At 61.0% G+C, this 26,579-nt stretch carries 28 protein-coding genes; 16 read left to right on the top strand and 12 right to left on the bottom strand.

All coding sequences use genetic code 11. From position 1 onward, the window contains the following. The first annotated feature begins 16 nt into the window (after window positions 1–16). From ACE3SE_RS05155 to ACE3SE_RS05090, 14 genes are all read left to right on the top strand, one after another. A complete protein-coding gene (locus ACE3SE_RS05155) occupies window positions 17–1,585 on the top strand; it encodes a BCCT family transporter (RefSeq protein WP_374554140.1) in 1,569 nt (522 codons plus the stop codon). Between the two features lie 38 nt (window positions 1,586–1,623). Further along, window positions 1,624–2,562 (top strand): alpha/beta hydrolase, encoded by a 939-nt coding sequence (locus ACE3SE_RS05150; protein WP_374554139.1) that lies wholly within the window; start codon window positions 1,624–1,626, stop codon window positions 2,560–2,562. A gap of 138 nt (window positions 2,563–2,700) precedes the next feature. Beyond that, window positions 2,701–3,819: an aromatic ring-hydroxylating oxygenase subunit alpha gene (locus ACE3SE_RS05145; RefSeq protein WP_374554138.1), complete on the top strand. Its 1,119-nt coding sequence runs from the start codon at window positions 2,701–2,703 to the stop codon at window positions 3,817–3,819. A gap of 173 nt (window positions 3,820–3,992) precedes the next feature. After that, entirely contained in the window at window positions 3,993–4,958 is a 966-nt protein-coding gene (locus tag ACE3SE_RS05140) for a PDR/VanB family oxidoreductase (RefSeq protein WP_374554137.1), read from the top strand. Between the two features lie 220 nt (window positions 4,959–5,178). After that, complete coding sequence (locus ACE3SE_RS05135) at window positions 5,179–6,378, top strand: glycine C-acetyltransferase (RefSeq protein ID WP_131358341.1); 1,200 nt, start codon at window positions 5,179–5,181, stop codon at window positions 6,376–6,378. Between the two features lie 62 nt (window positions 6,379–6,440). Continuing rightward, a complete protein-coding gene (gene tdh, locus ACE3SE_RS05130) occupies window positions 6,441–7,466 on the top strand; it encodes an L-threonine 3-dehydrogenase (protein ID WP_374554136.1) in 1,026 nt (341 codons plus the stop codon). 231 nt (window positions 7,467–7,697) lie between these two features. Next, window positions 7,698–8,588 (top strand): glycine--tRNA ligase subunit alpha, encoded by an 891-nt coding sequence (gene glyQ / locus ACE3SE_RS05125; protein ID WP_045847557.1) that lies wholly within the window; start codon window positions 7,698–7,700, stop codon window positions 8,586–8,588. 6 nt (window positions 8,589–8,594) lie between these two features. Then, window positions 8,595–9,029: a surface-adhesin E family protein gene (locus tag ACE3SE_RS05120; RefSeq protein WP_045847556.1), complete on the top strand. Its 435-nt coding sequence runs from the start codon at window positions 8,595–8,597 to the stop codon at window positions 9,027–9,029. A gap of 3 nt (window positions 9,030–9,032) precedes the next feature. Next, window positions 9,033–11,093 (top strand): glycine--tRNA ligase subunit beta, encoded by a 2,061-nt coding sequence (gene glyS / locus ACE3SE_RS05115; RefSeq protein ID WP_374554135.1) that lies wholly within the window; start codon window positions 9,033–9,035, stop codon window positions 11,091–11,093. A gap of 107 nt (window positions 11,094–11,200) precedes the next feature. After that, a complete protein-coding gene (gmhB, locus tag ACE3SE_RS05110) occupies window positions 11,201–11,737 on the top strand; it encodes a D-glycero-beta-D-manno-heptose 1,7-bisphosphate 7-phosphatase (RefSeq protein ID WP_045847554.1) in 537 nt (178 codons plus the stop codon). A gap of 29 nt (window positions 11,738–11,766) precedes the next feature. Then, the gene (locus ACE3SE_RS05105) at window positions 11,767–12,537 is read left to right on the top strand and encodes a lysophospholipid acyltransferase family protein (RefSeq protein WP_045847553.1); all 771 of its coding nucleotides are present in this window, start codon (window positions 11,767–11,769) and stop codon (window positions 12,535–12,537) included. Then, window positions 12,473–13,207: a M48 family metallopeptidase gene (locus tag ACE3SE_RS05100; protein WP_374554134.1), complete on the top strand. Its 735-nt coding sequence runs from the start codon at window positions 12,473–12,475 to the stop codon at window positions 13,205–13,207. Before ACE3SE_RS05105 ends, ACE3SE_RS05100 begins: the two co-directional genes overlap by 65 nt. Window positions 13,208–13,277: 70 nt before the next feature. Next, window positions 13,278–13,667, top strand: coding sequence for a lactoylglutathione lyase (gene gloA, locus ACE3SE_RS05095; RefSeq protein WP_131358347.1), 390 nt, complete (start codon window positions 13,278–13,280; stop codon window positions 13,665–13,667). A gap of 95 nt (window positions 13,668–13,762) precedes the next feature. Then, entirely contained in the window at window positions 13,763–15,163 is a 1,401-nt protein-coding gene (locus ACE3SE_RS05090) for a sodium:proton antiporter (RefSeq protein ID WP_374554133.1), read from the top strand. Between the two features lie 42 nt (window positions 15,164–15,205). Here ACE3SE_RS05090 and ypfH read toward each other — a convergent pair whose 3' ends face one another. Further along, complete coding sequence (ypfH, locus tag ACE3SE_RS05085; protein WP_374554132.1) at window positions 15,206–15,892, bottom strand: esterase; 687 nt, start codon at window positions 15,890–15,892, stop codon at window positions 15,206–15,208. Between the two features lie 147 nt (window positions 15,893–16,039). Between ypfH and mpl the strand changes: the two genes are divergently transcribed. Further along, entirely contained in the window at window positions 16,040–17,425 is a 1,386-nt protein-coding gene (mpl, locus tag ACE3SE_RS05080) for a UDP-N-acetylmuramate:L-alanyl-gamma-D-glutamyl-meso-diaminopimelate ligase (RefSeq protein WP_374554131.1), read from the top strand. 27 nt (window positions 17,426–17,452) lie between these two features. Here mpl and ACE3SE_RS05075 read toward each other — a convergent pair whose 3' ends face one another. The 11 genes from ACE3SE_RS05075 to queC all read right to left on the bottom strand — a co-directional run bounded on the left by ACE3SE_RS05075 (window position 17,453) and on the right by queC (window position 25,345). Continuing rightward, window positions 17,453–18,376, bottom strand: coding sequence for a GGDEF domain-containing protein (locus tag ACE3SE_RS05075; protein ID WP_374554130.1), 924 nt, complete (start codon window positions 18,374–18,376; stop codon window positions 17,453–17,455). A 101-nt stretch (window positions 18,377–18,477) separates the two neighbouring features. After that, entirely contained in the window at window positions 18,478–18,990 is a 513-nt protein-coding gene (locus ACE3SE_RS05070) for a hypothetical protein (RefSeq protein WP_374554129.1), read from the bottom strand. 23 nt (window positions 18,991–19,013) lie between these two features. Beyond that, entirely contained in the window at window positions 19,014–19,856 is an 843-nt protein-coding gene (serB, locus tag ACE3SE_RS05065) for a phosphoserine phosphatase SerB (protein WP_374554128.1), read from the bottom strand. A gap of 93 nt (window positions 19,857–19,949) precedes the next feature. Further along, entirely contained in the window at window positions 19,950–20,414 is a 465-nt protein-coding gene (locus tag ACE3SE_RS05060) for a DoxX family protein (protein ID WP_062787580.1), read from the bottom strand. 70 nt (window positions 20,415–20,484) lie between these two features. After that, entirely contained in the window at window positions 20,485–21,234 is a 750-nt protein-coding gene (locus ACE3SE_RS05055) for an HvfC/BufC family peptide modification chaperone (RefSeq protein WP_374554127.1), read from the bottom strand. Further along, on the bottom strand, window positions 21,224–22,054 hold the full coding sequence (gene bufB, locus ACE3SE_RS05050; protein WP_374554126.1) for an MNIO family bufferin maturase: 831 nt from the start codon (window positions 22,052–22,054) through the stop codon (window positions 21,224–21,226). Before bufB ends, ACE3SE_RS05055 begins: the two co-directional genes overlap by 11 nt. 43 nt (window positions 22,055–22,097) lie before the next feature. Continuing rightward, window positions 22,098–22,346: a BufA1 family periplasmic bufferin-type metallophore gene (locus ACE3SE_RS05045; RefSeq protein WP_045847494.1), complete on the bottom strand. Its 249-nt coding sequence runs from the start codon at window positions 22,344–22,346 to the stop codon at window positions 22,098–22,100. A 109-nt stretch (window positions 22,347–22,455) separates the two neighbouring features. Further along, on the bottom strand, window positions 22,456–22,722 hold the full coding sequence (locus ACE3SE_RS05040) for a BufA1 family periplasmic bufferin-type metallophore (protein ID WP_045847493.1): 267 nt from the start codon (window positions 22,720–22,722) through the stop codon (window positions 22,456–22,458). A 253-nt stretch (window positions 22,723–22,975) separates the two neighbouring features. Next, on the bottom strand, window positions 22,976–23,605 hold the full coding sequence (gene queE / locus ACE3SE_RS05035) for a 7-carboxy-7-deazaguanine synthase (RefSeq protein WP_045847526.1): 630 nt from the start codon (window positions 23,603–23,605) through the stop codon (window positions 22,976–22,978). 2 nt (window positions 23,606–23,607) lie between these two features. Next, a complete protein-coding gene (locus ACE3SE_RS21250; RefSeq protein WP_445290646.1) occupies window positions 23,608–24,639 on the bottom strand; it encodes a 6-pyruvoyl trahydropterin synthase family protein in 1,032 nt (343 codons plus the stop codon). A gap of 1 nt (window position 24,640) precedes the next feature. Then, window positions 24,641–25,345 (bottom strand): 7-cyano-7-deazaguanine synthase QueC, encoded by a 705-nt coding sequence (gene queC, locus ACE3SE_RS05020; RefSeq protein ID WP_374554125.1) that lies wholly within the window; start codon window positions 25,343–25,345, stop codon window positions 24,641–24,643. A 316-nt stretch (window positions 25,346–25,661) separates the two neighbouring features. Here queC and ACE3SE_RS05015 point away from each other — a divergent pair, with 316 nt between their 5' ends. After that, window positions 25,662–26,576, top strand: a complete 915-nt coding sequence (locus tag ACE3SE_RS05015) for a diacylglycerol/lipid kinase family protein (RefSeq protein ID WP_374554124.1) — start codon at window positions 25,662–25,664, stop codon at window positions 26,574–26,576. The last annotated feature ends 3 nt before the right edge of the window (window positions 26,577–26,579 follow it).

The raw sequence follows: 26,579 nt of genomic DNA, 5'->3' as shown, positions 1-26,579 counted from the left end.
AGGAGGCATCATGAACATGAGCAAACCAAACCGTCGGGATATACCGCTGGCTCTGGTCAGCCTAGTGATTGTGTGTGCGATGGTGATTGTCATGATCCTCATGCCGCAGGCATCCATCGCAGTTGCAGACCGGTTGATGTACTGGTGTACCACGGTGTTTGCCTCGCCCATCCTGTTGTTTGCCTTTTGTTCGGTCCTGTTTGTCATCTGGCTGGGGATGAGCAAGTACGGGCTGATCCGGCTGGGGGAGGGCGGGCCCGACTATTCCACCTTGTCGTGGATTTTCATGTTCATCATGTCCGGCATGGGTTCGTCGGCCTTGTACTGGGGCTTTCTGGACTGGGCGTATTACTACCAGACCCCTGGCCTGAACCTGCCCCCGGCGTCACCGCAAGCGCTGAAATACAGTGTGGCGTATTCCCTGTTTCATTCCGGCCTGAGTGCCTGGGCGATGTATGCCGTGGGCTCGGTAGCCATGTGCTACTACTTTCATGTGCGCAAGAACAAGGGACTGAGCCTGGCAGCCATTGTCGGCAGCATTACCGGTCGCAAGCCTGATGGTGCCTTGGGCCGCCTGGTGGATTTGCTGTTCATGCTGTGCATGTTTGGTGCATTGACCATTTCCCTGGTACTGACTGCCACCACCTTTACCCGTCTGCTATCCACCCTTACCGGCATCCCGGACAATTTTGTCACGCAGCTGGTGGTGATTCTGTCGGTTGCGGTGCTGTTCACCCTGTCCTCCTGGGTGGGCATGGATGGTGGCATGAAGCGTCTTAGCCAGATGGTGTGCTGGGGCGTGCTGGCGCTGGCCGCTTATGTGTATCTGCTGGGGCCTACCCATTTCATTACCAGTAATGTGTTGTCCAGCCTTGGCCTGATGCTCAGCAGCTTTATCGACATGAGCTTGTTTACCGACCCCTTGGGCGACGGCAAGTTTACCCGTGAGTGGACCGTATTTTACTGGCTGTGGTGGATTTCCTATGCGCCGGGCGTAGCCTTGTTTGTTACCCGGGTATCCCGTGGCCGAACCATCCGTGAGGTGTTGCTGGCCATGATGTTGGGTGGCTGTGCCGGTATCTGGTTTGTTTACGGCGTGCTGGAAAGCTATAGCGTGCACAGCTTCATCACAGGCCTGGTGGCGGTGCCGCAGGTATTGCAGGATCAGGGAGGGGAATCGGCCATTGCACAGTTGCTGGCGTTGTTGCCGGCTGGCCGTGTGGTGATCGCATTTTTCCTGGTCGTGATGGCGATCTTTCTGGCTGCACACATGGATGCGGTAGGTTATGCCGTTTCCGCTACCTGTACCCGCAATCTTGCTGAAGGCGAAGACCCGTCCCCTGTCGATCGCTTGTTCTGGTGCGTCATGCTCACCCTGGTGCCGCTGGCCATGATTTTTGCCAAGGCACCACTCAATACCATGAAGACCACGGTGATTGTGACGGCCATTCCCTTTGCCATCATCACCCTGGTCAAGGTGTATGGCCTGCTCAAGTGGCTGCGTGAAGATTACGGCGATGTTCCGGCACATCGGATAGGCGAACAGCCTCCTCCTGAGGTGGCCAGCCAGCAGTCCGGTTCATGAGTGTGGCCATGGCGCGTGCTTATCAGCTTTCAGCAGAAATGCAGTCATTTGTAAACCAGAGTGCCCGGTTTCAACCCGCCGATGACAGCCTGGCGCAGATGCGTGTGGCTTACGACGCCCTGTGCCGGCATTTCACGCCGCCGCTGCCGGATGGCGTGCAGCTTGAAGACCATGTTCTGTCGGTGGATGGACGGCATATCCCGTTGCGCTTGTACCGGCCAGCTACAGCCACACCGTCAGCCGGCTGGCCCTGTGTGCTGTACCTGCATGGCGGTGGCTGGATACTGGGCGGTCTGGATTCACACGCCTTTATCGCAGCATTGCTGGCACAGGAATGTGCTGCAAGCGTGCTGGTGGTGGACTACCGCCTGGCACCCGAGCATGTCTTTCCGGCCGCTTTCGACGACTGTCTGGCCGTGTGGGACTGGTTGAGCGTGGATGGCCTGGCACTGGGTATCAACCCCGCTCGTGTTGTCGTGGCCGGGGATAGTGCCGGTGGCAATCTGGCGGCGGCGTTATGCCTGAAGGCGCGTGACCGGCAAGGGCCGGCGCTGTGCGGACAGGCACTGATTTATCCTGCACTGGCGGCCGTACCGACTGAGCCAGCAGCAAGCGAACATGCTGATGCACCGCTGCTTGGCCGTGATGACATGGCCTACTACCTGGCGCAATACGCACCGGATCCGGCCACACATGCCGACCCCCGTCTGACACCGCTGGCAGCGGCCAACCTGCAAGGCATGCCCCCCGCCTTTGTAGCAGTGGCGGAATACGACCCGCTTCGTGACGATGGCGTGCTCTACGTCCGGCGCCTGCAGGCCAGTGGTGTTGCGGCGCAGTGCCACCTGGGCCGTGGCCTGCTGCATGGTTGCCTGCGCTTCTGGCAGCAGGGGCCGGAGACCGCCCGCATGGTCCGCGCATTGTCAGCCGCCATCACCTGCATGCTTGCTGACCAGACATGGCATGGACAGACATGACATGGGTTGCAGCGCGTTGCCATGTGGCGCTGCGCCACCATCCCCCGGGTTTGCCATGCTGATCCGCAAGGCATGACCGGACAAGAAAAGGGCAGGTATTCACAGCCCTGTGACGACCCCAAGCAGAGGAGAACATCCATGAATGACTACACCACATTAAGCCCGGATTTCTGTGCTGATCCCGAACGCGCCTGGACTCTGCCAGCCGAGTATTACACCTCGGACAAGGTCTATCAGTTCGAAAAGGAAAAGATTTTCGCCCATAGCTGGATTTGCGTGGCGCATGGCAGTGAACTGGCAGAATCCAACGACTACATCACCCGTGAGGTGGCCGGTGAAAACATCATTGTGGTGCGTGGTCGGGATGGCGTATTGCGCAGCTTTTATAATGTCTGCCCGCATCGGGGTCATCAGCTACTGCAAGGTAGTGGCAGGGCCAAGAACGTGATTACCTGTCCCTATCACGCCTGGACCTTCAAGCTGGACGGTCAGCTGGGGCATGCCCGCAATTGCGAGAACGTGGTCGATTTCGATGCGGACAAGGCGACTTTGTCGCCGCTGAAAGTGGAGGAGTATGCCGGTTTCGTGTTCATCAATATGGATCTTGCAGCTGGTCCGGTAGAGCAGCAATTGCCCGGCCTGGCCGACAGTCTGCGCAAGGCGTGCCCGGTGATCGACCAGTTGCATCTGGCTGCCCGTTTCGTCACGGCAACGCCAGCCAACTGGAAAATCATCGTCGACAACTATATGGAGTGCTACCACTGTGCACCGGCCCATCCGGGCTTTGCCGACTCTGTACAGGTGGACAAATACACGCACACCCTGCATGGCAACTGGTCACTGCAATTCGGGCTGGCACGCTCCTCCGAGAAGTCTTTCAAGTTCGACGCTTCGGTCAAGGACCCCAGTTTCAGCGGCTACTGGGCCTGGCCTTGCACCATGTTCAACGTCCCGCCGGGAGCCGACTTCATGACGGTGATTTATGAATTCCCGGTGGATGCCGAAACCACCTTGCAACACTACGACATCTATTTCCGCAACAAGGAACTGACTGCCGAGCAGCAGGCACTGGTGGAATGGTATCGCTCGGTGTTCCGGCCGGAAGACCTGCGGCTGGTGGAAAGCGTGCAGCGCGGGCTCAAGTCGCGTGGCTATCGTGGTCAGGGGCGCATCATGACCGACCGCCAGCGCAGCGGCATCAGTGAGCATGGCATTGCCCACTTCCATCACTTGGTGGCACGCCAGCATCAGGACTGATGCCACCTGCGGCGGTGCTGCCTGGCGGTTGCCGCCGCTGCCGTGATGAACCCTGTGAAATTGCAAAATCCAATGCTGTGCCGATCGCACGTGCATGCCCGGGGCCAATGCTGTCCGGCCTGCAGGATGGGCATGCGCCTGCGCGGCTCAGTCAACCCCAAGCATGAATCGACATGAGCCTTCAGTCCCCGAATATGAATGTCCGCGTGGTGCGGATCGAACAAGCCAGCCCCTTGATCAAACGCTTTACCCTGCAGGCCGCAGATGGTGGCCCGCTGCCAGCCTTCAGTGGTGGCAGCCACATCATTGTGCAAATGCCCACCGCCAGCGGTCTTATCCACAATGCCTACTCGCTGCTTGGCTCGCCTTTTCAGCTGCAGCAATTCCAGATTGCCGTGCGACGCGAGGAAGCTTCGCGTGGTGGCTCGGCCTTCATGCACGCACATGTGGCGGAAGGGGATATCTTGCAGATATCTCCACCCAACAATTTATTCCCGCTACATGCCACGCCGGGGCGGCAGATTCTGATTGCCGGAGGCATCGGCATTACGCCCTTCATGTCGCAGATGGAAGAGCTACAGGCCAGCGGCGCAGCGTTTGAACTGCACTATGCCTTTCGCAGTCGCGAGCAGGCGGCCTTTGTCGACGAGCTGGCGGCGCGTTACGGCGCGCACTGCCATTTTCATGATGCTTCCCGGGGCGAGCTGTGCAATGTCACAGCCTTGCTGGCGCAAATGGGTGAACAGGACCACGTCTATGTCTGCGGGCCGCAGTCCTTGCTTGAGGCCGTGCAGCAGGCCGGAGCAGAGCAGGGCATTCCGCCCGCCCGCCTGCATTGGGAGCAGTTTGCTGCCAGCACTTCGGGTGGTGCGGCATTTACCGTGGTGCTGGCCCGTTCCGGGCGAGAAATCCCGGTGGCGGCAGAACAAACCATCCTGCAAGCCATCGAGTCGGATGGTTCAGTGGCGGTGGATTGCCTGTGTCGCGAAGGTGTGTGCGGCACCTGTGAAGTGGGCATTGTCGAAGGCGAGGCCGAGCACCGCGACCAATACCTGAGTGAAGAAGAAAAACAGGCACAAAACAGCATGCTGATTTGTGTGTCGCGTGCCAAAGGCAGCCGTATCGTGCTGGATCTGTAAAACCATTCAGTGACGTACCCGCTTGCTGACTGGGGGATGGTGACAGTATCCCGGAGCGGGGCATCGGCATGGTGACAGCCGGCCCGTGATTTCCTTGACAACTGTCACTGATAAAGCCGGATACGCTGGGCTAGAATGGATGACAGTTTCCGGCGCGCGGTGATCCCGCTGCGACTGCAGTCCCGGCGCCTCACGATTGGCCTACAAGGACATCCCTGCCATGAACCATACCTATCTTGCCCACCTGGAAGCCACGCTGGCCCAAATTCGCGCCGATGGATTTGAAAAGCCGGAACGGGTGATTGCCACACCGCAGCGCTCCGATATCGCGCTGGCTGGTGGTGCGCATGTGCTCAACTTCTGCGCCAACAACTATCTGGGGCTGGCTGATGATGCCCGCCTGATCGACGCCGCCAAGCGTGGACTGGACGACTATGGCTATGGCTGCGCCTCGGTGCGCTTCATCTGTGGTACCCAGCAGGTGCACAAGGATCTGGAGCAGGCCATTTCTGGCTTCCTCGGTACTGACGACACCATCCTGTATTCCAGCTGTTTCGACGCCAACGGCGGCGTGTTCGAAACCCTGCTGGGCGAAGAAGACGCGGTGATTTCCGACGAACTGAACCACGCTTCCATCATTGATGGCGTGCGCCTGTGCAAGGCCAAGCGTTTCCGTTACAAGAACAACGATATGGCCGATCTGGAAGCCCAGCTGATTGCCGCCGAAGCGGCCGGTGCGCGCTTCAAGCTGATCGTGACCGATGGCGTGTTCTCCATGGACGGCATCATTGCCGACCTGAAAACCCTGTGCGAAGTGGCCGGCCGCCATGGTGCGCTGGTGATGGTGGACGACTCGCACGCCGTCGGTTTCATCGGTGAAAATGGTGCTGGTACGCCAGAGCTGTGCGGCGTGGCCGACAAGGTGGACATCTACACCGGCACGCTGGGCAAGGCGCTGGGTGGTGCTTCCGGTGGCTATGTATCCGGCCGCAAGCCCATCATCGACCTGTTGCGTCAGCGTTCGCGCCCCTATCTGTTCTCCAACAGTCTGGCCCCGGCCATTACCGCTGCCAGCCTGGAAGTGTTGAAGCTGATCCAGTCCGAAGGCCAGCAGCTGCGCGCCCAGCTCAAGCGCAATGCCGAGCTGTTCCGCAACGAAATGTCCGCCGCCGGTTTCACCCTGGTCCCGGGCCAGCATCCCATCATTCCGGTGATGCTGGGTGATGCCCGCCTGGCTGGCGAAATGGCCGCCCGCCTGCTGCAGGAGGGCGTGTACGTGATCGGCTTCTCTTTCCCGGTGGTGCCCAAGGGCAAGGCGCGCATCCGTACCCAGATGTCCGCCGGTCACACGGTGGAACAGGTACAGCGTGCCGTGGCCGCCTTCATCAAGGTGGGCCGTGAACTGAAAGTGATCGACTGATCCTCCCTAACTCTGCCCGCTGGCCACAATGCTGGCGGGCGACGCACAGACAGGCAAACGCAATGAAAACACTCTCCAAACTGAAATCCGCTCCCGGCCTGTGGATGAATGATGTGCCGCAACCGGAAATCGGCCATAACGACCTGCTGATCAAGATCAGTAAAACCGCCATCTGCGGCACCGACATCCATATCTGGAACTGGGACGAATGGGCGCAGAAGACCATTCCGGTGCCCATGCATGTGGGTCATGAATACGTGGGCGTGGTGGCCGCCATGGGCTCTGAAGTGCGTGGTTTTGAAATCGGCCAGCGCGTGTCCGGCGAGGGCCACATCACCTGCGGCCACTGCCGCAACTGTCGTGCCGGTCGCCGTCATCTGTGCCGCAACACCGTGGGTGTGGGCGTCAACCGCGAAGGCGCCTTTGCCGAATACCTGGTGATTCCGGCCTTCAATGCCTTCCCGATTCCGGACGATATTTCGGATGATCTGGCCGCCATCTTCGACCCCTTCGGCAATGCGGTGCATACCGCGCTGTCCTTCAATCTGGTGGGCGAAGACGTGCTGATCACCGGTGCCGGCCCCATCGGCATCATGGCGGTGGCCATTGCCAAGCATGTGGGTGCGCGCCATATCGTGATCACCGACGTCAACGACTACCGCCTGGATCTGGCACGCCAGATGGGAGCCAGCCGTGCAGTGAACGTGGCCCGCGAAGACCTGAAGCAGGTGATGAGCGAGCTGCACATGTGCGAAGGTTTCGACGTGGGCCTGGAAATGTCCGGCAACCCGCAGGCCTTCCGCCAGATGCTGGAAACCATGAACCACGGCGGCAAGATTGCGCTGCTGGGCATTCCGCCGGCCAATACCGCCATCGACTGGAGCCAGGTCATCTTCAAGGGCCTGGAAATCAAGGGCATCTATGGTCGCGAGATGTTTGAAACCTGGTACAAGATGGTGGCGTTGATCCAGTCCGGGCTGGATATCCGCCCCATCATCACCCACCACTTCAAGGTGGATGACTTCGAGCAAGGCTTCGCCACCATGCTGTCCGGTCAGAGCGGCAAGGTGATCCTGGACTGGAACTGAGCAGGCCGGGCCAGGGTGTGATGTTGATCAAAGCCGGGGATGCCCCGGCTTTTTCGTGCCTGCTTTCCGGCTGGCCGGGCGGATCAATACCCCGGTACACAGGTTGCACATGCACCGTAAGATTTCATGCAATGCACAACGCACGGCAGCATTCAGCCACTGCCTTGCTTTGCGGCGGGGACGCTAGGCGGTAGAATCGACCTTTGACTTTTTACTCGCTACCCCACGTCTATGCTTACCTTCCAGGAAATCATCCTTACCCTCCAGAATTATTGGAACGAGCAAGGGTGCGTCATCATGCAACCCTTCGACATGGAGGTGGGCGCCGGTACCTCGCATCCGGCCACCTGTCTGCGCGCCATCGGCCCGGAGCCGTGGAACGCTGCCTATGTACAACCGTCGCGTCGTCCCAAGGATGGCCGCTACGGTGAAAACCCGAACCGCCTGCAGCATTACTACCAGTTCCAGGTAGCGCTCAAGCCGTCGCCGGCCAATATCCAGGAACTCTACCTGGGCTCGCTCAAGGTGCTGGGTATCGACCCCACCGTGCACGACATCCGCTTTGTTGAAGACGACTGGGAAAACCCGACGCTGGGTGCCTGGGGTCTGGGCTGGGAAGTCTGGCTGAACGGCATGGAAGTCACCCAGTTCACCTACTTCCAGCAAGTGGGCGGCCTCGACTGCAAGCCGGTACTGGGTGAAATCACCTACGGTATCGAGCGTCTGGCCATGTATCTGCAAGGCGTGGAAAACGTGTACGACCTGCTGTGGACGGTCTACCCCAACGGTCAGCGCGTGACCTACGGCGACGTATACCACCAGAACGAAGTGGAGCAGTCCACCTACAACTTCGAACACGCCAATGTGCCCAAGTTGTTCGAACTGTTCAGCTACTACGAATCCGAAGCCAAGCGCCTGCTGGACATTCCGCTGGCGCTGCCGGCTTACGAAATGGTGCTCAAGGCCGGTCACTGCTTCAACCTGCTGGATGCCCGTGGTGCCATCTCGGTGACCGAACGTGCCACCTATATCGGCCGGGTACGCACCCTGTCGCGTGGTGTGGCCCAGGCTTACTACGCCGCGCGCGAGGCACTGGGTTTCCCCATGTGCCCCAAGGCCTGACCGGCCATGAAAACACGGATCAGTCTGCTTCTGGCCCTGCTGTCCCTGCCCGCCATGGCGGCAGAACCTGACTGGGGCGTTTACCAGCAAGGTTCCGCGCTGGAACTGTCGATGGACCGTAATTCCATCTGGGTGGAAAAGGACGGGCTGGTCCATTTTGTGAATCAGGAGCGCTTTAGCGAACGTCAGTACGACAAGGCTACCGACATCAAGTATTTCATCCGGCGTACCAGCGGCTATGCCAGCTGCAGCAAGCAGCAATACACCTTTGTCGGTTTCGAATATGCCGACAAGCGTGGCCGCCAGCTGTACTCCACCATGTTCCCGGTACAACGTTTTGCCTGGAAATGGCAGTCGGTGGAACAAGGCTCGGTTGCCGACACCATGCTGCAAGTCGTGTGCTATCTCGCCAAATCCGCTCCGCACAAGAAACCTGAATAAATCATGAACGCCACCCTGCTTATCGAGTTGCTCACCGAAGAGCTGCCGCCCAAGGCGCTGGAAAAGCTGTCGCACAGCTTTGGCCAGACCATTACCGAAGAACTGAAAAAACTGCAGTTTGTGGCTGCTGATGCCGCTGCCACCGTGTTTGCCTCGCCGCGCCGCCTGGCCGTGCAAGTCCCGGCCGTGCTGGCCGTGCAGCCGGACCAGAAAATCGTGCGCAAGGGCCCGGCCGTGGCCGCCGGCATGAAGGATGGCCAGCCCACCCCGGCACTGGCCGGCTTTGCCCGCTCCTGCGGCGTGGAGGTTGCTGCACTCACCACCATGAGCGATGGCAAGCAGGACGTGTTTGCCTATGAAAGCACCAAGACCGGTGAAGCACTGTCCGCAGTACTGACCGACATCGTCGCACTGGCGCTGAAAAAGCTGCCGATTCCCAAGCTGATGCGCTGGGCCGACTACGACTACCAGTTCGTGCGTCCGGTGCATGGCCTGATCATGCTGTGGGGCGAAACCGTGATTGACGGCAGCCTGCTGGGCCTCACCAGCCGCAACGCCACCCGTGGTCACCGCTTCCTGTCCAGCGGCGATGTGTTTGTCGAAAAAGCCGACGACTACGCCCGCGTGCTGTTCGAGCAGGGCAAGGTACTGGCCAGCTTTGATGCCCGCCGCGAGCTGATCAAGAAGCGCCTGGCTGACGCAGCCGCCGTGCATGGTGCCACCATTGCCGCCGACGACGCTTTGCTTGACGAAGTGACTGCGCTGGTGGAATGGCCGGTGGTACTGGAAGCCGGCTTTGAAGCCGAATTCCTCAAGGTGCCGCAGGAATGCCTGATCCTGACCATGCAGCAGAACCAGAAGTACTTCCCGCTGCTGGACGCCAAGGGCAAGCTGATGAACCGCTTCCTGCTGGTGTCCAATCTGGAAACCGCCGATCCCAGCCACATCATCCAGGGTAACGAGCGCGTGCTGCGCGCCCGTCTGTCGGATGCCAAGTTCTTCTTCGAGCAGGATCAGAAAGCCCGTCTGGAAACCCGTCTGGCCAAACTGGCCGAAGTGGTTTACCACAACAAGATCGGCAGCCAGCTGGAACGTGTGGAACGCCTGCAAGCGATTGCCGGCCAGATTGCCGCCCAACTGGGCGCGGACCAGTCGGTGGCCGAGCGTGCCGCCTTGCTGGCCAAGGCCGACCTGGTTACCGACATGGTGGGTGAATTCCCCGAGCTGCAAGGCGTGATGGGCATGTACTACGCCCAGCACGACGGCGAAAGTGAGGTAGTTGCCGCTGCCATCGAAGGCCACTACCACCCGCGCTTTGCCGGTGACAGCCTGCCGCAGGGCGACATTGCCACTGCCGTGGCACTGGCCGACAAGCTGGAAGCCATTGTCGGCATCTGGGGCATCGGCCTGATTCCGACTGGCGACAAGGACCCGTACGCACTGCGTCGCGCGGCCCTTGGCGTGCTGCGCATGGCACTGGCAGCCAAGCTGGACCTCAAGGCCCTGCTGACGCTAGTGGCTGCTGCCTTCCCGGCAGGCAAGCTGTCCGCCACCACGGCTGATGAAGTGTTTGCCTTCATGATGGACCGCCTGAAGAACTACCTGGCGGCCGACTATCAGGCCGACGAAGTGGAAGCCGTGCTGGCGCTCGCTCCGTCCACCCTGAACGAAGTACCGGCCGTACTGGCCGCGGTGGCTGCCTTCAAGGCACTGCCGGAAGCCGCTACCCTGGCCGCCGCCAACAAGCGGGTGAAGAACATCCTGAAGAAGGTGGAAGGCGAAGTGGGTTCGGTCAACCCGGCCTTGCTGAGCGAAGCCGCCGAGCAGGCCCTGTACGCTGCCGTGACCGAGCTGGCACCGCAGGTGGACGCCAAGTTTGCCGCCCACGACTTTGCCGGTGCGCTGGCGCAGCTCTCCAGCCTGAAGGCACCGGTGGATGCCTTCTTTGATGGTGTGATGGTGATGGCGGACGACCTGGCCGTGCGTGCCAACCGTATCGCCTTGCTGGCCCGCCTGGCGGCCCTGTTCAACCGCGTGGCGGATATCTCGCTGCTGGCGGATTAAGCGTCTGGCCGGCCCGTGACGGGCTGGCTGGCGCAGTTATTGCCTGTATCAATCCGGCAGGGTCGCGTGTTTACCGGCCGGATTGATGCTCCCTCCCAAGGAAAACCATGAAACTTGTCATCCTGGATCGCGACGGCGTCATCAATGAAGACCGCGATGATTTCGTCAAGAACACCATGGAATGGGTACCGCTGCCGCACAGTCTGGAAGCGATAGCCAACCTGACCCAGGCGGGCTGGCGCGTGGTGGTGGCCACCAATCAGTCCGGTCTGGCGCGTGGTCTGTTCGATGTGCATGCGCTCAACGCCATGCATGAGAAGATGCACCGCCTGGTGGGTCAGGCCGGTGGCCGTATCGATGCCGTGGCCTATTGCCCGCACGGGCCGGATCACGGCTGTGAATGCCGCAAGCCGTTGCCGGGCATGGTGCTGGAGCTGGCCGAGCGCTTCAATGTCAAATTGCAGGGCCTGCCGCTGATTGGCGACAGCCTGCGTGATCTGGAGTCGGTGGCGGCTGTTGGCGGCCAACCCATCCTGGTGCGTACCGGCAAAGGCATGAAAACCCTGGAGAAGGGTGGTTTGCCCGAAGGCACGCTGGTGTTCGACGACCTGTTTGATGCGGCAGAACACCTGATCAATTCCTGAAGTGGTTTGTTGTGAGGCTGAATTAACCCATGATCTGGATTCGTAACCTGATTTACTGGCTGTTGCTGCTGATTGTCACGCCGCTGTGCTTTCTCGGCCTGTTCATTGCTGCGCCGCTGCCGCGCCGTACCCGCCATGTGTTTGGCGAGAGCTGGGCCAAGATCATGCTGTGGCTGCTGGTGCATGTGGTGGGGCTGAAATACAAGGTGATCGGGGCGGAAAACATGCCGTCGGTGCCCTCCATCATTTGTTCCAAGCACCAGTCCGGCTGGGAAACCCTGGCCTTGCAGAAAATCTTCCCTTCGCAGATTTACGTGGCCAAGCGCGAGCTGCTGTGGCTGCCCTTCTTCGGCTGGGGCCTGGCCTTGATGAACCCGATTGCCATCAACCGTTCCGACCGGGCCCGCGCCAACGACCGCATGCTCAAGCAGGGGCTGGAGCGCAAGAAGCACGGCTTCTGGATTACCGTGTTTCCGGAAGGCACGCGTACCAAGCCGGGCGTGGCAGGCAAGTACAAGCATGGTGCGGCACGCATGTCGCGCCAGCTGGACATGCCGCTGGTGCCGGTGGCGCACAATGCCGGCGAATTCTGGCCGCGTAATGCCTTCCTGAAATATCCGGGCGAAATCACCGTGGTGATTGGCCCGGCCATCTATCCGCAAGACGGTGTCGGCCCCGAAGCCATGACCCAGCAGGCGCAGCAGTGGATTGAAGCGCGCCAGCAGGAAATCGGCGGTGTCGGCCCCTTTGCCCATCCCGATGACAAGCGCCGCCGCCTGGACCGTCCTGCCGCTGCCTGATGGCGCGGTGGATGTGCACCTGGTACGCCGGGTGCGCAAAAGCATCGGCATCCGCATTGCCGATGGCCGGGTGGAGCTGATTGCCCACCCGCGCGTTACCCATGCCCGCCTGCACGAGGTGTTGCAGGCGCGGCGTAACTGGATTGCTCGCCATGTGCTGATGCAGCGGGAACAAAAACAGCAACTGTCCGATCAGACAGGTTTAACCTTGCTGGGACGGCCCATCAGCCTGCAGCGGGTAGCCGGAATGCGGCGCAGTGCCAGGCTGGATGGCGATGTACTGCAAGTCTCCGGCGTAGCGCCGGATGACGAGGCCGGCCTGCAGGCCGTGGTAGCTGGCTGGCTCAAGCGCCAGGCACAGTTGCTGTTTGCCCAGCGCATGGCGCAAATGCAGTCACACTGTCCGCGTCCGCCAGGCAAGCTTTCGCTGTCATCAGCCCGTACCCGCTGGGGGAGTTGTACCGCCCGGGGCGATATCCGCCTTAACTGGCGACTGGTGCAGGCACCGCTCGCCATCATCGATTATGTGCTGGCCCACGAGCTGGCCCATTTGCAGCACATGAACCATTCGGCGGCCTTCTGGCAGGAAACCGCCCGCCTGTTTCCCGATTGGCAGAATGCACGTCATTGGTTGAAACAACAGGGTGCTAGCCTGTTCCGCTTTGGTTAACCCCGCGCCAGGTCCGGTGCGACCGGTCAGCCGGTGGCGGCCGCTCTTCAATTTCACAGGAGTCCACAACATGCAATTTCTGCACACCATGCTGCGCGTCGGCAATCTGGAACGTTCGCTGGCGTTTTATCAGGACGTGCTGGGCATGCGCCTGCTGCGCCGTCAGGATTACCCGGAGGGCCGCTTTACCCTGGCCTTTGTCGGTTACGGTGACGAAGCCGACCATACCGTGCTGGAACTGACCCACAACTGGGATACCGACAGCTATGAACCGGGTAACGCCTTCGGCCACATCGCCATCGGCGTGGAAGATGCCTATCAGGCCTGTGACGCGGTGCGTGCCAAGGGCGGCAAGGTGGTACGTGAGGCCGGCCCGATGAAACACGGCACCACCGTGATTGCTTTCGTGGAAGACCCGGATGGCTATAAGATCGAGTTCATCCAGAAGGGCAGCCTGTAAGGCGTCCGGCTGCATGGCCCGCGCTGTCGGGCAACAAGGGGCCGGAGACGCTGTTCCGGCCTTTTTCATGTATACGCGGTATTCACGGAGCTTCAATGCCTAACGCACTGCGCTATCTGCTTTTCCTGCCGCTGCTGACCCTGCCTGCGCTGGCACAGGCTGCCGACCTGGATGGCGGCACGCTCAGCCTGGCCTGGGTGCTGCCTTTTGCCGGCATCCTGTTGTCCATTGCCTTGTTCCCTATTTTTGCTCCGGGCTTCTGGCACCACCATTTCGGCAAGATCACCGCCTGCTGGACGGTTTTGTTCCTGCTGCCGTTTACCGCCAGCTTCGGGGTGAGTAGTTCCATCAGCCTGATCGTGCATGCGCTGGTGAGCGAATACATTCCCTTCATCATGCTGCTGCTGGCCTTGTATACCGTGTCGGGCGGCATTCTGGTGGGGGGCAGCCTGCATGGTTCACCCAGGGTCAACACCGCCATCCTGGCCATCGGCACGGCGTTGGCTTCCATCATGGGCACCACCGGGGCAGCGATGCTGCTGATTCGTCCCTTGCTGAAGGCCAATGACAACCGCAAGCACCGGGTGCATGTGGTGGTGTTTTTCATCTTCCTGGTGGCCAATGTTGGTGGTGGCCTGACCCCGCTGGGGGACCCGCCGCTGTTTCTGGGTTTCCTCAAGGGGGTAACGTTCGGCTGGACCTTCCTGCACATGTTGCTGCCGGTGCTGACGATGTCTGCCGCCTTGTTGCTGGTGTTCTTCTTGCTGGACAGCCATTTCTACCGCCGTGAAGACGAAGAATTCAAGCCGCATCACGATCAGCCCTTGCGCTTGTATGGCAAGCGTAATTTTTTCCTGCTGGCCGGTGTGGTGGGGGCGGTATTGCTGTCCGGATTCTGGCAGCCGGGTATTCACCTGGAACTGGCCGGTGTGCATGCCGAGCTGCAAAACCTGGTACGCGACGGCTTGCTGCTGTTGCTGGCGCTGGCTTCGCTGTGGCTGACGCCCAAGCAGGTGCGTGCTGGCAATGAATTCAACTGGGACCCGATTCTGGAAGTGGGCAAGCTGTTTGCCGGCATCTTCATCACCATCGGCCCGGCCATTGCCATCTTGCGTGCCGGTAGCAGCGGCCAGCTTGCAGCTCTGGTGCATGCGGTGTCCGGGGCGGATGGCCAGCCGGTGAATGGCATGTATTTCTGGATGACCGGCTTGCTATCCAGCTTCCTGGACAATGCGCCCACCTATCTGGTGTTCTTCAATCTGGCAGACGGTAATGCGGTGACGCTGATGGGGCCGCTGGCGCAAACCCTGCTGGCCATTTCCATGGGTGCGGTATTCATGGGGGCCAATACCTATATCGGCAATGCCCCCAACTTCATGGTGAAAGCCATTGCCGAGCAGCGCGGCGTGGCCATGCCCAGCTTCTTTGGCTACATGCTGTGGTCGGTCAGCATCCTGTTGCCCTTGTTTGTCCTGATGACCTGGCTGTTTTTCTGAAGCAAGAACGGCGAGTCTCCGTGCTGGCGGCTCGCCGTGACATCAATGCGGTTTGATGCTGCCCTGTGGTGGCGTGGCGGACAGCGCCTCATCCCATACATGCTTGGGAATATGCGATTGCAGGTATTCCACCGCTTTTTCCAGCAGGTCTTCATGCAGCTGATGGCCGACGAAAGGCTCGATTTCTGCCGTCACATCACCACCCAGTGCAATCAGGTGTTCCGCTGCCCGCACACTGTGTACATACGGTATCACCGGGTCGGCCTTGCCATGGAACAGGTGGATGGTAGTTTGCGGTAACGCATGCGCCGGCAGGCTGGCAAAGCGACCGCTGAAGGCCAGCACCCGGCTGGCCAGCGCCGGGTAGGCTGCTGCGGCTTCCAGTGCCATGATGGCGCCCTGGCTGAAGCCCAGTAGCGCGGTGGCCGCATGCCCAAGGCCGCTCTGTTGCTGCCAGTATTCCACTGCGGCGACAAAGCCGGGCAGGGCGGCGGCTACCCGTTGCAAGCGGTTTTCCTCGGTGACGCCCTGTACCGAAAACCACTGGAAACCCTGACCAAGGTCACTCTCATCCGCTCCGGCTACGCTGACAATCAGCGCCTGCGGAAAGCTCTTGCCCAGATAGCGTCCCAATTCCGCCATGCTTTCCGGGCTGCCACCCACGCCATGGAACAGCAACATCAGTTGCACAGGGCTGGCCGGTTGTTGAATCACGATATCGTGGCGCATGCGTTTTCTCCTGAACTGCCGGCCCGCTTGCCCAGCGTCTCCGGCTTGAATGATGGACGGGCCATGGGCCGCGTGTGAACAGAGTGAAATATAAGGCCAATGCAGCGTTATAATAGCCCCCTCGCGGTTAACACAGCATTCACTCACATGCACATCCACATTCTGGGCATTTGCGGCACCTTCATGGGCGGCATCGCTGCCATCGCCAAACAGGCAGGCCATACCGTTACCGGTTGCGATGCCAATGTTTATCCTCCGATGAGTACCCAGCTGGAGGCCATGGGCATCACCCTGACCCAGGGATTCGGGGCCGAGCAGCTGGAGCTGGGTGCCGACATGTATGTGGTGGGCAATGTAGTGACCCGTGGCAAGCCGCTGATGGAGGAAATCCTCAATCGTGGCCTGCCTTATATTTCCGGCCCGCAGTGGCTGGCGGAAAACGTGCTGCACGACAAATGGGTGCTGGCCGTAGCCGGCACGCACGGCAAGACTACCACCAGCTCCATGCTGGCGTGGATTCTGGAAGACGCCGGCCTGGCTCCGGGCTTCCTGATTGGCGGCATTCCGCAGAACTTTGGCGTGTCTGCCCGCCTGCCCGGTCGTCCGGCGCAGGACCCGGCCAGCACCAGCCCCTTCTTTGTGATCGAGGCGGATGAATACGACACCGCTTTCTTCGACAAGCGTTCCAAGTTTGTCCACTACCGGCCGCGTACTGCCATCCTGAATAATCTGGAATACGATCATGCGGACATCTTCGCTGATCTGGCGGCTATCGAGACGCAATTCCATCACCTGGTACGCACCATCCCGGCACAAGGCCTGATTGTCAATAATGGCCGCGAGGCCAGCCTGAGCCGCGTGCTGGAGCGTGGCTGCTGGACGCCGGTGGAAGCATTCGGCGTGGCTGATGGCTGGCAAGCGGGCGAGCCGGATGCCAATGGCCACTTCGATGTATTGCTGCATGGCCAGCTGCAAGGCCGGGTGGAGTGGACACTGATGGGTGAACACAACCGCCTGAATGCGGTGGCTGCCATTGCCGCCGCTCGCCACGCCGGGGTGGCCGTGCGCGATGCCATCGCCGCGCTGGCACGCTTTGACAATGTAAAACGCCGCATGGAAGTGCGCGGCAAGGTGGCGGGTGTCACCGTGTATGACGACTTTGCCCATCACCCCACCGCCATTGCCACCACGCTGGAAGGCTTGCGCCGCCATGTGGGGGATGCGCGCATTCTGGCGGTGCTGGAACCGCGCTCCAACACCATGAAGCTGGGTACCATGAAAGACGCACTGCCTGCTTCGCTGGCACTGGCCGACCGGGTGTTCTGCTCGGCCGCCGGTCTTAACTGGAGCCCGGCTGAAGCCTTGCTGCCCATGGGGGACAAGGCGGAAACCTTCGACCAGCTGGATGCGCTGCTGGCCGCCATTCTGGCCGAAGCGCGCAGCGGCGATCATATCCTGGTGATGAGCAACGGCGGTTTTGGTGGCATTCACCAGAAACTGCTGGATGGTCTGATGGCAAAGCAAACCGTCTGAGCGCGGGCATGCAATTTCTTGCCTGACTCAGGCCTGGCGGCTGATCCGGTTGCGGCCAGCCTGCCGGGCTTGTTCCAGGGCGTCCTCGAGGCGCTGGAACATGGCATTGGGGGCGCTTTCTGCCGTCCGCAATGCACTCAGGCCGATACAGACTTCTACCGGACATTCCTGCTCCTGATTGCGATACACCAGTTGGCCCAGCACCTGCAGCAGGCGCTGTGCCACTTCCTGAGCGCCATCCAGAGTGGTATTGGGCATCAACACCAGAAAGGCATCTTCCCTTTGGTGTGCCACCTGATCGCTGTCGCGCGTTCCCTGTACGCACAGGCTGCCCGCCAGCCTCAGCAACTGGCGCCGTGCGGCGTCGTCATCCCGTGGTGGCAGATTGATGATTTGCACCAGCATGCCGGCAAGCGCACCGCCATAGCGCCGGATGCGGCCGGTTTCGGCATGGGCGTTGCCAAGTAGTTGCTGGATGCTGACCACACCCATCAGCTGGTCATCCTCCAGCTGGATTGATGTGTCCTGGTTCATGCTTTTCAACATATTGAGTGCGCGCTGCAGCAGTTGGTGTTCCAGCTTCATCAACTGGCGCATCTGATGGCTTTCGCTACGGTCGCCAAAGCTGATGACCAGGCAGGTTTGCTCGGCCAGCTGGATTTCGCGCAAGGACAGTTGCACTTCAATCGGCCGACCGGTGGCGCTGATCAAGCGGAATGGCAGGTTGTAGATCATGCCTTGTTGCGCCAGCAGATGGCGCAGGGTGCTGCTGTCTTCTGCCTGGGGCAGGAACTGGCTGAACGGACGACCTTGCAGGCTGGGGTGGGGCATGGCCAGCAAGATGGCCGCCAGCTGGTTGGCGGCGATGATCTGGCCGCTGTCCGGCTGCACCAGCAACAGCCCACCCTGTACGGTGTCGATTAGCGTTTGGAGGGTAAACGGGCTGGCCATGGCGACATCCTTGCAGAAGGGCGTGGCATAAGGGCGTGGTGCCGGGCATTCCAGTCTATTCCACTTGGCTGCCGATTGCAGTGGAATGCAGCGGGACGGTTTCAGCGTTCCAGAATGGCCCGCCGATGCCGGCGAAACACCCAGCGTTCCCATAAGGGTTGGGTCTGTTCGTCCTGTGGCAGCTGCAAGCGGGCGATGATGGCGTAGGACTCGTCAGGTGTGGGGTGCTGTTCTTCGATATGTGCCGCCAGAAACAGCATCAGCGCCGAATCGGGATTGGGCATCAGGGCAATCTGTACCGCGTCGCCCACCCGCCAGGGGTGGTCGGACAGCCAGGCAATGCTGTCCAGTCCCAGTCGGCAGGGGGTGAGCGGCGGGCGGTCCGGATGATGGCCGAGCAGGGCAATTTCCAGTGCCAGGTCCAGCTTGGCTTCCAGACGCATCAGCATCGGGTCCGGTTCTTCCGGAGTCTCGCTCGGTGCGGCCAGCACCCGCAGCGCCAGCCGGGTTTCCCGCTGGCGGGCCGCAGAGCACTGCGTGTCGTTCAGCAATTGCACCTGCAAGGGCAGGTGGGCATCAAAGCTGGCACTGTCCAGTGCGGGCAGCAGGTGCATGGTGATCTCCCGGTGGGAACGGATCAGGCGAACAGCTTGGCCACGCCGTCCAGTCCCACGACATTGATGGCGACATCGGCCTTGGCCTGTACCACCGGTTTGGCGCGGTAGGCCACGCCCACGCCGGCTTCACCCAGCATCAGCAGGTCGTTGGCACCGTCACCCATGGCAATCACCTGTTCCGGACGCAAGCCAAGTTCTGTGCGCTTTTCGATCAGCAGGCGCTGCTTGGCGGCGGCATCCACGATATCGCCCACCACGCGGCCGGTCAGCTTGCCGTCCACCACTTCCAGCTGGTTGGCGTAAGCATAGTCCAGTCCCAGTTGTTGTTTCAGCCGTTCGGTAAAGAAGGTGAAGCCGCCGGAAACCAGCATGAAGCGGATGCCGTTTTCCTTGCAGCGTGCCAGCAGTTTTTCCGCGCCGGGGCTCAGTTGCAGGCGTTCCTGATACACCTTTTCCAGCGCGCTTTCCGACAGGCCGGCCAGCAAGGCAACCCGTTCGCGCAGCGAGGCGGAGAAATCCAGCTCGCCACGCATCGAGCGTTCGGTAATGGCGGCTACTTGCGGCTTGATGCCTTGCATGTCGGCAATTTCATCAATGCATTCGATGGTGATCAGCGTCGAGTCCATATCGGACACCAGCAGGCCGAAGTCGGCCAGTTTCAGGCTGCTGTCGACAAAGGCAAAGTCATAGCCCAGGGTCTGGCAGCAGGCGCTGATGGCATCGCGGCTGGCCGGGTCGGCGTCTACCAGTCTGGCCACGTCGGGGCTGGGCTGCTGAATGCCGCTGGCACCGGCCAGCGTGGCCAGTTCCTGCAGTTCGCGGCTGTCGAGACGGGGGGATTGAATGACGAGGGTGATGGACATGGGCGTACAAGCAGTCTGATGGGCAATACGCCATTATGCCACTTGCAGGCGGACAGCCGGAATGGGGATGTGTCCCCATCCGGCGCTGTGGCTTCAATGTCCTTTGCGACGCTGGTGCCAGCGTTGCCAGGCGGCATCCAGTGACAGGCATCCCGGGCCGAAGGCAAACAGTGCCAGCAGCAGCATGGCCCAGTAGTAATGGAACTGGCGGGTGACATCGGTAAGGTCCGGATAGCTGATGACGGCCATCAGGTTGACCACGAACAGCCCGGCGGCGGCAAAGCGGCCAAACAGCCCGACGACCAGCAGGCTGGAAAACACGGTTTCGCCAAAGGTGCCCATCACCGCAGCCAGCGCAGGCGGCAGCAGTGGTACATGGTAGTCATTGGAAAACAGCAGCAAGGTGGTATCCCAGTCCTCCAGCTTGGTAAGGCCGGACTTGAAAAATACATTTGCCACCCATAGCCGGAACAGCAGCAGCACCAGCGGGCGGGCAGCATGACTGGCCTGGTCGAACAGCTGCTGCAGTGGCAGCAGTTTTTGTCTGAGTACTTGCATGGTTGGTCTCCCGTGGAATGGTCAAGCCGCGCCCCTCCGCCAGGCAGGCGGATGGTGAACAAGCCTTGGTTTACAGTTGGTAGTGGCTGAGCAGGCCGTCGGCAAACAGGTGGGCCAGCCCGGCTTGCAGGTCGAAACCGGCTTCTGCCGACAAGGCCCGTCCGGCTGCTTCTTCCAGCAGCAAGCCCTGTTGCAGAGCCAGCAATAGTGCAGCCATGCCTGCGGTTTGGGCTTGCACGCGGACCTTGCCTGCGTGGCGGCTGACCAGTGCCTGTTCGCCACCGGACTCAAGGTCTACATTCAGCGTCTGGCCGGGCTGGTGTCCTTGCCAGATGGCAACCACTGGCCAGGGCGATGACAGTGCGCGGCTGCTCTCGCTCAGGGTAAAGCGCAGCTGGCCGAATTGATCCGGATGGACATCCGCCAGCGCCGTCGCGGCCAGTGGCTGCTGGTCGATGGCGTAATAGCTGCGATGCACCGCCCATTCCAGCCGGGCGACATCGGCCAGATAAGGCAGGGTTTGCGCTGGTGGAAAACCTTGCAGGAAATCACCGAATGCTGCGCCATAGCTGTGCAGGTTGCCGCTGTGCGAGGCATGGCGTTTGCTGTATTCGCGTGCCAGCCCGGTGAAGAATTCCTCGCCGACGATTTGCCCGCATACCGGGTAGATCATTTTCAAGGTGTCCATCAGGCCCAGCCGGTAGTTGTTGCGGTAAACCGCCAGCCCGGCCGCATTCAAGCCCAGTGTGTCATCCGGCTGCTGCTCTTGCCGGGCAATCAGTTCCAGCAGCTCGGCCTGCCAGCGTGCTTCAGGCGTCATGACGCGCTCCTTGCAGGATGGTGTCGGCCTTGGCGGCTTCGGCTTGCAGCGTGTCCAGTGGCGGAATGTCCAGATCCCACTCGATCAGCGTCGGGCGTGGGCCCAACTGCTTGATGACCTGGCCATACAGCTGCCATACGCCGGGGTGTACCGGCTGGCTGTGGGTATCCACCAGCATGCCGTCGCGTTCGCTATAGCCTGCCAGATGGATTTCGCCAATGGCAGCAGCGGGCAGGGCGGCCAGCACGGCCTGCACGTCGGTTCCCAGATTGATGCCATTGACGTAGAGATTGTTGACGTCCAGCAGCAGGCCGCAACCGGTGCGCTTTACCAGCTCGGCCAGAAACTCGCCTTCGTTCATTTCGTTGCCGGGGTATTCCACATAGCTGGACAGGTTTTCCAGCAAGACGGGCCGGCCCAGCGCGTCCTGGGTTTCCCCCACATGGCTGGCAATCACCTCCAGCGCTGCGCTGGTGTAAGGAATGGGCAGCAGGTCGTTCACATAACGCTGCGCACTGTGGTTGAAAGACAGGTGTTCCGATACCGCCGCTGGCTGGATGGCATCCACCAATCGCTTGAGCGCAGCCAGATGTTCTCCGTCCGGGCGCACCAGCGAACCCAGCCCCAGGCCCACGCCGTGCAGCGACAGCGGATAGTGTTCCGCCACCCGCTGCAACATGGCCAGCGGCATGCCGCCATCAAAGAAGTTTTCACTATGAACCTCCACCCAGCCCAGTGGCGGCAGGGTGTCCAGCACCTGGCGATAGTGGGGGGCGCGCAGGCCGATGCCGGCAACGGCAGGGAGGGTGGAGTGGGTCATGGTCTGGCTTCAGTGATCAAGGTTAAGAGAAGCGTGGCCGGGCTTACTTGCCCAGTTTGCCGCCCATTTTTTCGCAGCTGCCCTTGGCGACGTATTTCCAGTCACCGGGGTCCTTGTCCTTGGTGGCCTGACCTGCGCAGGAGTGGGCGCCGGAGGCGCAGTCGTTCTTGCCAGCCTGGGCAATGCCGAAACATTTTTCTTTTTCTGCGGCGGCAGCCGGGGTGGCGCTAAGGGCGCCCATGGCGACAACGGCACCCAGGGCGGAAGCGAGCAGGGCTTTGGAAGCATTCATGGTGGTTCTCCTTTGGGGTAGGTTCAAACGGGTTTTATGGTGAGCTGTATGTGCTGGGCAGGGTAGCCCGGCGGGCTACCTGGCGTGTGCATGGTTAGCAATAGACTGCTTATTGTTTCATTGGTGCCATGGTATTGCCACCCATTTGCTGGCAGCTGCCCTTGGCAACCAGCTTCCAGTCACCCGGGTCCTTGTCCACCATGGCCTGGCCTTTGCAGCCGTGTGCGCCGGTGGCGGAGGCACAGTCGTTCATGCCGGCCATGGCCACGCCATAGCATTTTTCCTGTTCTGCGGCCTGGGCGGGGGCCGCAGCCAGAGCAGCCAGGGTAACAACAGCGCCCATGGCGGAAGCAAGCAGAGTCTTGGAAGCGTTCATGTCAATCTCCTGTCGGGGGTAAGCGGCAAGTGCCGGGTTTCAGGAGTCAGTCGCACGGGCGGGGGCTTTCTTACACACTGGCAGAAAATATTTTGAAATTATTTGCATTTCGCTGCCATTGGCTGCTGTTGCAATAAGTTAAATGCTTTTCTGCCGGCCTGCTGCGTGACCGTCTCTGCAGCATCTGTCGGCATCATGGAGGGTTTCTTACACGATCAGGCAAAAAAAATCGGGCGACTGTGCGCCCGACGGTTTAACGGATGTTGACCACCTTGTGTGTCTGCACCGATAGCCGCCAGCGCGGGTGTGCCATGCAGTAGGCAATGGCGGCGCGGGTGTTGGCGGCCAGCTCCGGGCCATCCATTGGTTGCAGGTAGAAGGTGTCAAACTGCAAATGGGCGACGGTTTCCGGCAACTGGGTGGCTTGCGGGTAAACCAGCTTCAATTCATTCCCGCTGGTTTGCAGCAGCGGTGCGCCGGCCTTGGGGCTGACGCAGATCCAGTCAATACCTGCCGGGGCGGCGATGGTGCCATTGGTTTCCACTGCGATTTCAAAGCCTTCGGCGTGCAGGGCCTCAATCAGCGCGGCATCCAGCTGCAACAGCGGCTCACCACCGGTACACACCACATAAGGTGTGCCGCCACTGCCTGCCGGCCATTCGCTGGCAATGCGGGCGGCCAGTTCGGCGGCGGTGGCAAACTTGCCGCCATCCGGGCCGGTGCCGACAAAGTCGGTATCGCAGAACTGGCATACCGCCTTGCTGCGGTCTTCCTCGCGGCCAGACCACAAATTACAGCCGCTAAAACGGCAAAACACGGCGGCGCGGCCAGCTTGTCGGCCTTCACCCTGCAGGGTGTAGAAGATTTCCTTTACCGTGTACATCTTCATTCCCCTTGCAGCAGCGGCCAGCGCATATCGTCATGGAACAGCAGCGACACCCCCTGATGGTCGTTTTCCATCAGGTCGATGCGTGCCAGCTCCGGTACCAGCGGCGACAGATGGGCATGCACCCATTCGGCCACCGACTGGCTGTGGCCGTCACGCACGCCAGCCAGCTTCTCCAGCGGGTTGTGGTCCAGCTGCCGGTAGATGGGCTTGAAGCGGTCTTTGACATCGCCAAAGTCCAGCAGCCAGCCCATGGTGCGGTCCAGGCTGCCGGTGAGCATCAGCCGTACCAGATAGCTGTGGCCGGTGTAGTTGCCATTGCTGTCGAACGGTACTGCGCTTTCAAAGCGCTGTTCTTTCCAGATGCGGAAGCGCTTGCCATCGAACTGGCTGCCCGCAGTATGGGTTTCGCGGACTTCCACCCAGGCCAGGCCTGTCAGGCCTGCGTCTTGCAGCGCGTGGTACAGCCAGGCGGCAATCACTTCACTGGTAGGATTTTCCAGCCCGGCGATGTCATTGAGGTAGCGGTGATTCAGTCGCAGGAACAACGGTGCCCAGGCGGCTTCCAGCTGGGCCTGGCTGTGCTGGCGGGCATCGGCCACGATGCGCACGCCAAAACCGTGGCCATGCAGGCGGCCGCATTTGTGACCAGCCGGTACGTGGGGCAGGTGGTGGGCGGCCTCGAAGCTGGCGGCAATCCAGTGCAGCGCCGTGCCGTTTTCCAGCATCACGCCGCGTTCCGGTGCGCTTTGCAGCAGCAGGGCAGCAGGGCAGTTCAGCGCGTCCTTGATGTGCCGGGCCAGGCTCAGGTCGTCACATTGTGGCAGTTGCTGGTTGAGGTCGGCATAGTCAAGCGGGGCCAGAACCTGGGCCAGCGCGGTGTGCAGTTCGGCCTGTTCGATGTGGGTGACATCGGCACGAGCCAGCACGCGGAAGCTGTGACCGTGCAGGCCGTTCAGGCGGTGTTCGTCACCGGCAACACGGCGGGCGGCTTCAAAGCGGCCACCGGCCAGCAGGCAGGATGCATGCATGTCATGCCTCCTTGCTGCAGCGTTCGATCAGCGGGTCGGCCACGCCAGCCTCGGCAAAGCCCTTGGCGCGCAGCTCGCAGGAAGCACAATGACCGCAAGGCGGCACCGCGCTGTTGTAGCAGGTGTGGCTCCAGGCCAGTGCTTCCATGGCGCCTACTTGCTGCGCCAGGGTGACGGTTTCGGCCTTGCTCAGATACATCAGCGGGGTATGCAGCTCGACACGGCTGTCCATGCCCAGGCGCACCGCCAGTTGCAGTGCCTGCAGGGTGTTCTCGCGGCAGTCCGGGTAGCCGGAGTAGTCGGTCTGTGCCACCCCGGTGACGATGTGACGGGCACCGCGGGTGTAACCGAAGGCAGCGGCAAAAGTGAGGAAAATCAGGTTGCGGCCGGGCACGAAGGTGTTGGGCAGGGCGTCGTCGTCGCGGCTGCCTTCCTCCGGCGTAATGCTGTCATCGGTCAGCGCATTGCCACCGATGGCGGCGAAGGTGTCGATGGGTAGTACGGTCTGGCGCACGCCAGCCATGGCGGCAATCTTGCGCGCGCAGTCCAGCTCCACGCGGTGGCGCTGGCCGTAGTCAAAGGTGACGGCTTCCACATTGGCTGCGCCGAACTTCTGCAGCGCCCAGTACAGGCAGGTGGTGGAGTCCTGGCCGCCGGACAGCACGACCAGTGCTTTTTCCGCGGTCTTGGTGGTATTCGGTGTCATGGCGTGATCCATCGATAAACAGTCGAGGCAGTGGTGCTGGCGCAGCTTGCCCGGCCTTGCGCTGCAAGGTGCGGTTGCGGTGGCAGTACGCACGCGGGATCGGTCTCACCCGGCAGGTACTGGCAGCCAGAATGCGGCGCAGCAAAACCGCGTAATTTATCAGAAAACCGTGCGGCCAGCCAGTTGCCCACCGCGATTAGTGCATTGATTTTACTGACAGCTGTGCGGGTGGCAGTGCTGGCAGAGCAAGTCATTCTGGTGTCAAAAGCCGATGTTCTGTCTGATAATCCAACAGTTAATTTCCAATAGTCTCGTTATGGCTCAGACCCGGCTGGTTTTCATCCTGCATGGCCTGCGTTGTCCGCGCAGCCTGCCCGACCGCCTGTTGCAACGTTTTGCTGCACATTACCAGGTGGATATCCACATCACTACCTCGGCGGTGAGTGCCGAAGACATGGCGCTGCAAGCCGTCCGGCAGGGCTGTGATTACCTGATTGCCGTGGGGGGAGATGGCACCATCCACGAGGTGATCAATGGCGTGATGCGGGCGGATGCTGCCGCGCGTGAGCGGGTGGCGGTGGGGGCGCTACCGTTTGGCACCGGTAATGATTTTGTCCGTTCGCTGGGGGTGAGCGATTCACTGGAGCAACTGGAACAGCTGATTGCCAGCCAGCGGGTGCGCCGTATCGACCTGGGGCGGCTCAGCCTGCCAGGTACTGACGGTGAGCGGGTAATCTGGTTTGGCAATATCGCCTCGCTGGGTATCAGCTCGGCCATTGTCCAGCAGGTGCGCCGTCTGCCCGGCTGGCTGCCGGCCAGTGTGGCGTTCTATCTGTCCATCCTGCTGACCTTGCTGCGTTACCGGCCGCGCCGCATGCAACTGACACTGGGTGATGGCGAAGTCATCAGCGGTGATTTTCTCAGCCTGTGTGTGGCCAATGGCCGTTATTTCGGCAGCGGGCTGGGCATTGCGCCACTGGCACGGCTGGATGATGGCCTGCTGGAAGTGGTAATGATCAAGCGCGGTGGCGGGCTGGACTTTTTGCGGCATCTGCCCAGCTTGCGCAAGGCGCAGCCGGTGCTGGACGAGCGGGTGCGTTATCTGAGTGTGCGCAGCCTGCTGGTGGAGGGGCAGAACTGCCCGCTGGAGGTGGATGGCGAACTGGTAGGGCAGGCACCGGCCCGCTTTACGCTGGAACCTGCGGTGCTGCGCTGCCTGTCCGCCCTCTGATTC

This window comes from Aquitalea pelogenes, assembly GCF_041914625.1.
GTDB classification, from domain to species: domain Bacteria; phylum Pseudomonadota; class Gammaproteobacteria; order Burkholderiales; family Chromobacteriaceae; genus Aquitalea; species Aquitalea pelogenes.
The sequence above is the reverse complement of the archived record's forward strand: the minus strand, read 5'-3'. Positions and strand labels throughout refer to the sequence as shown.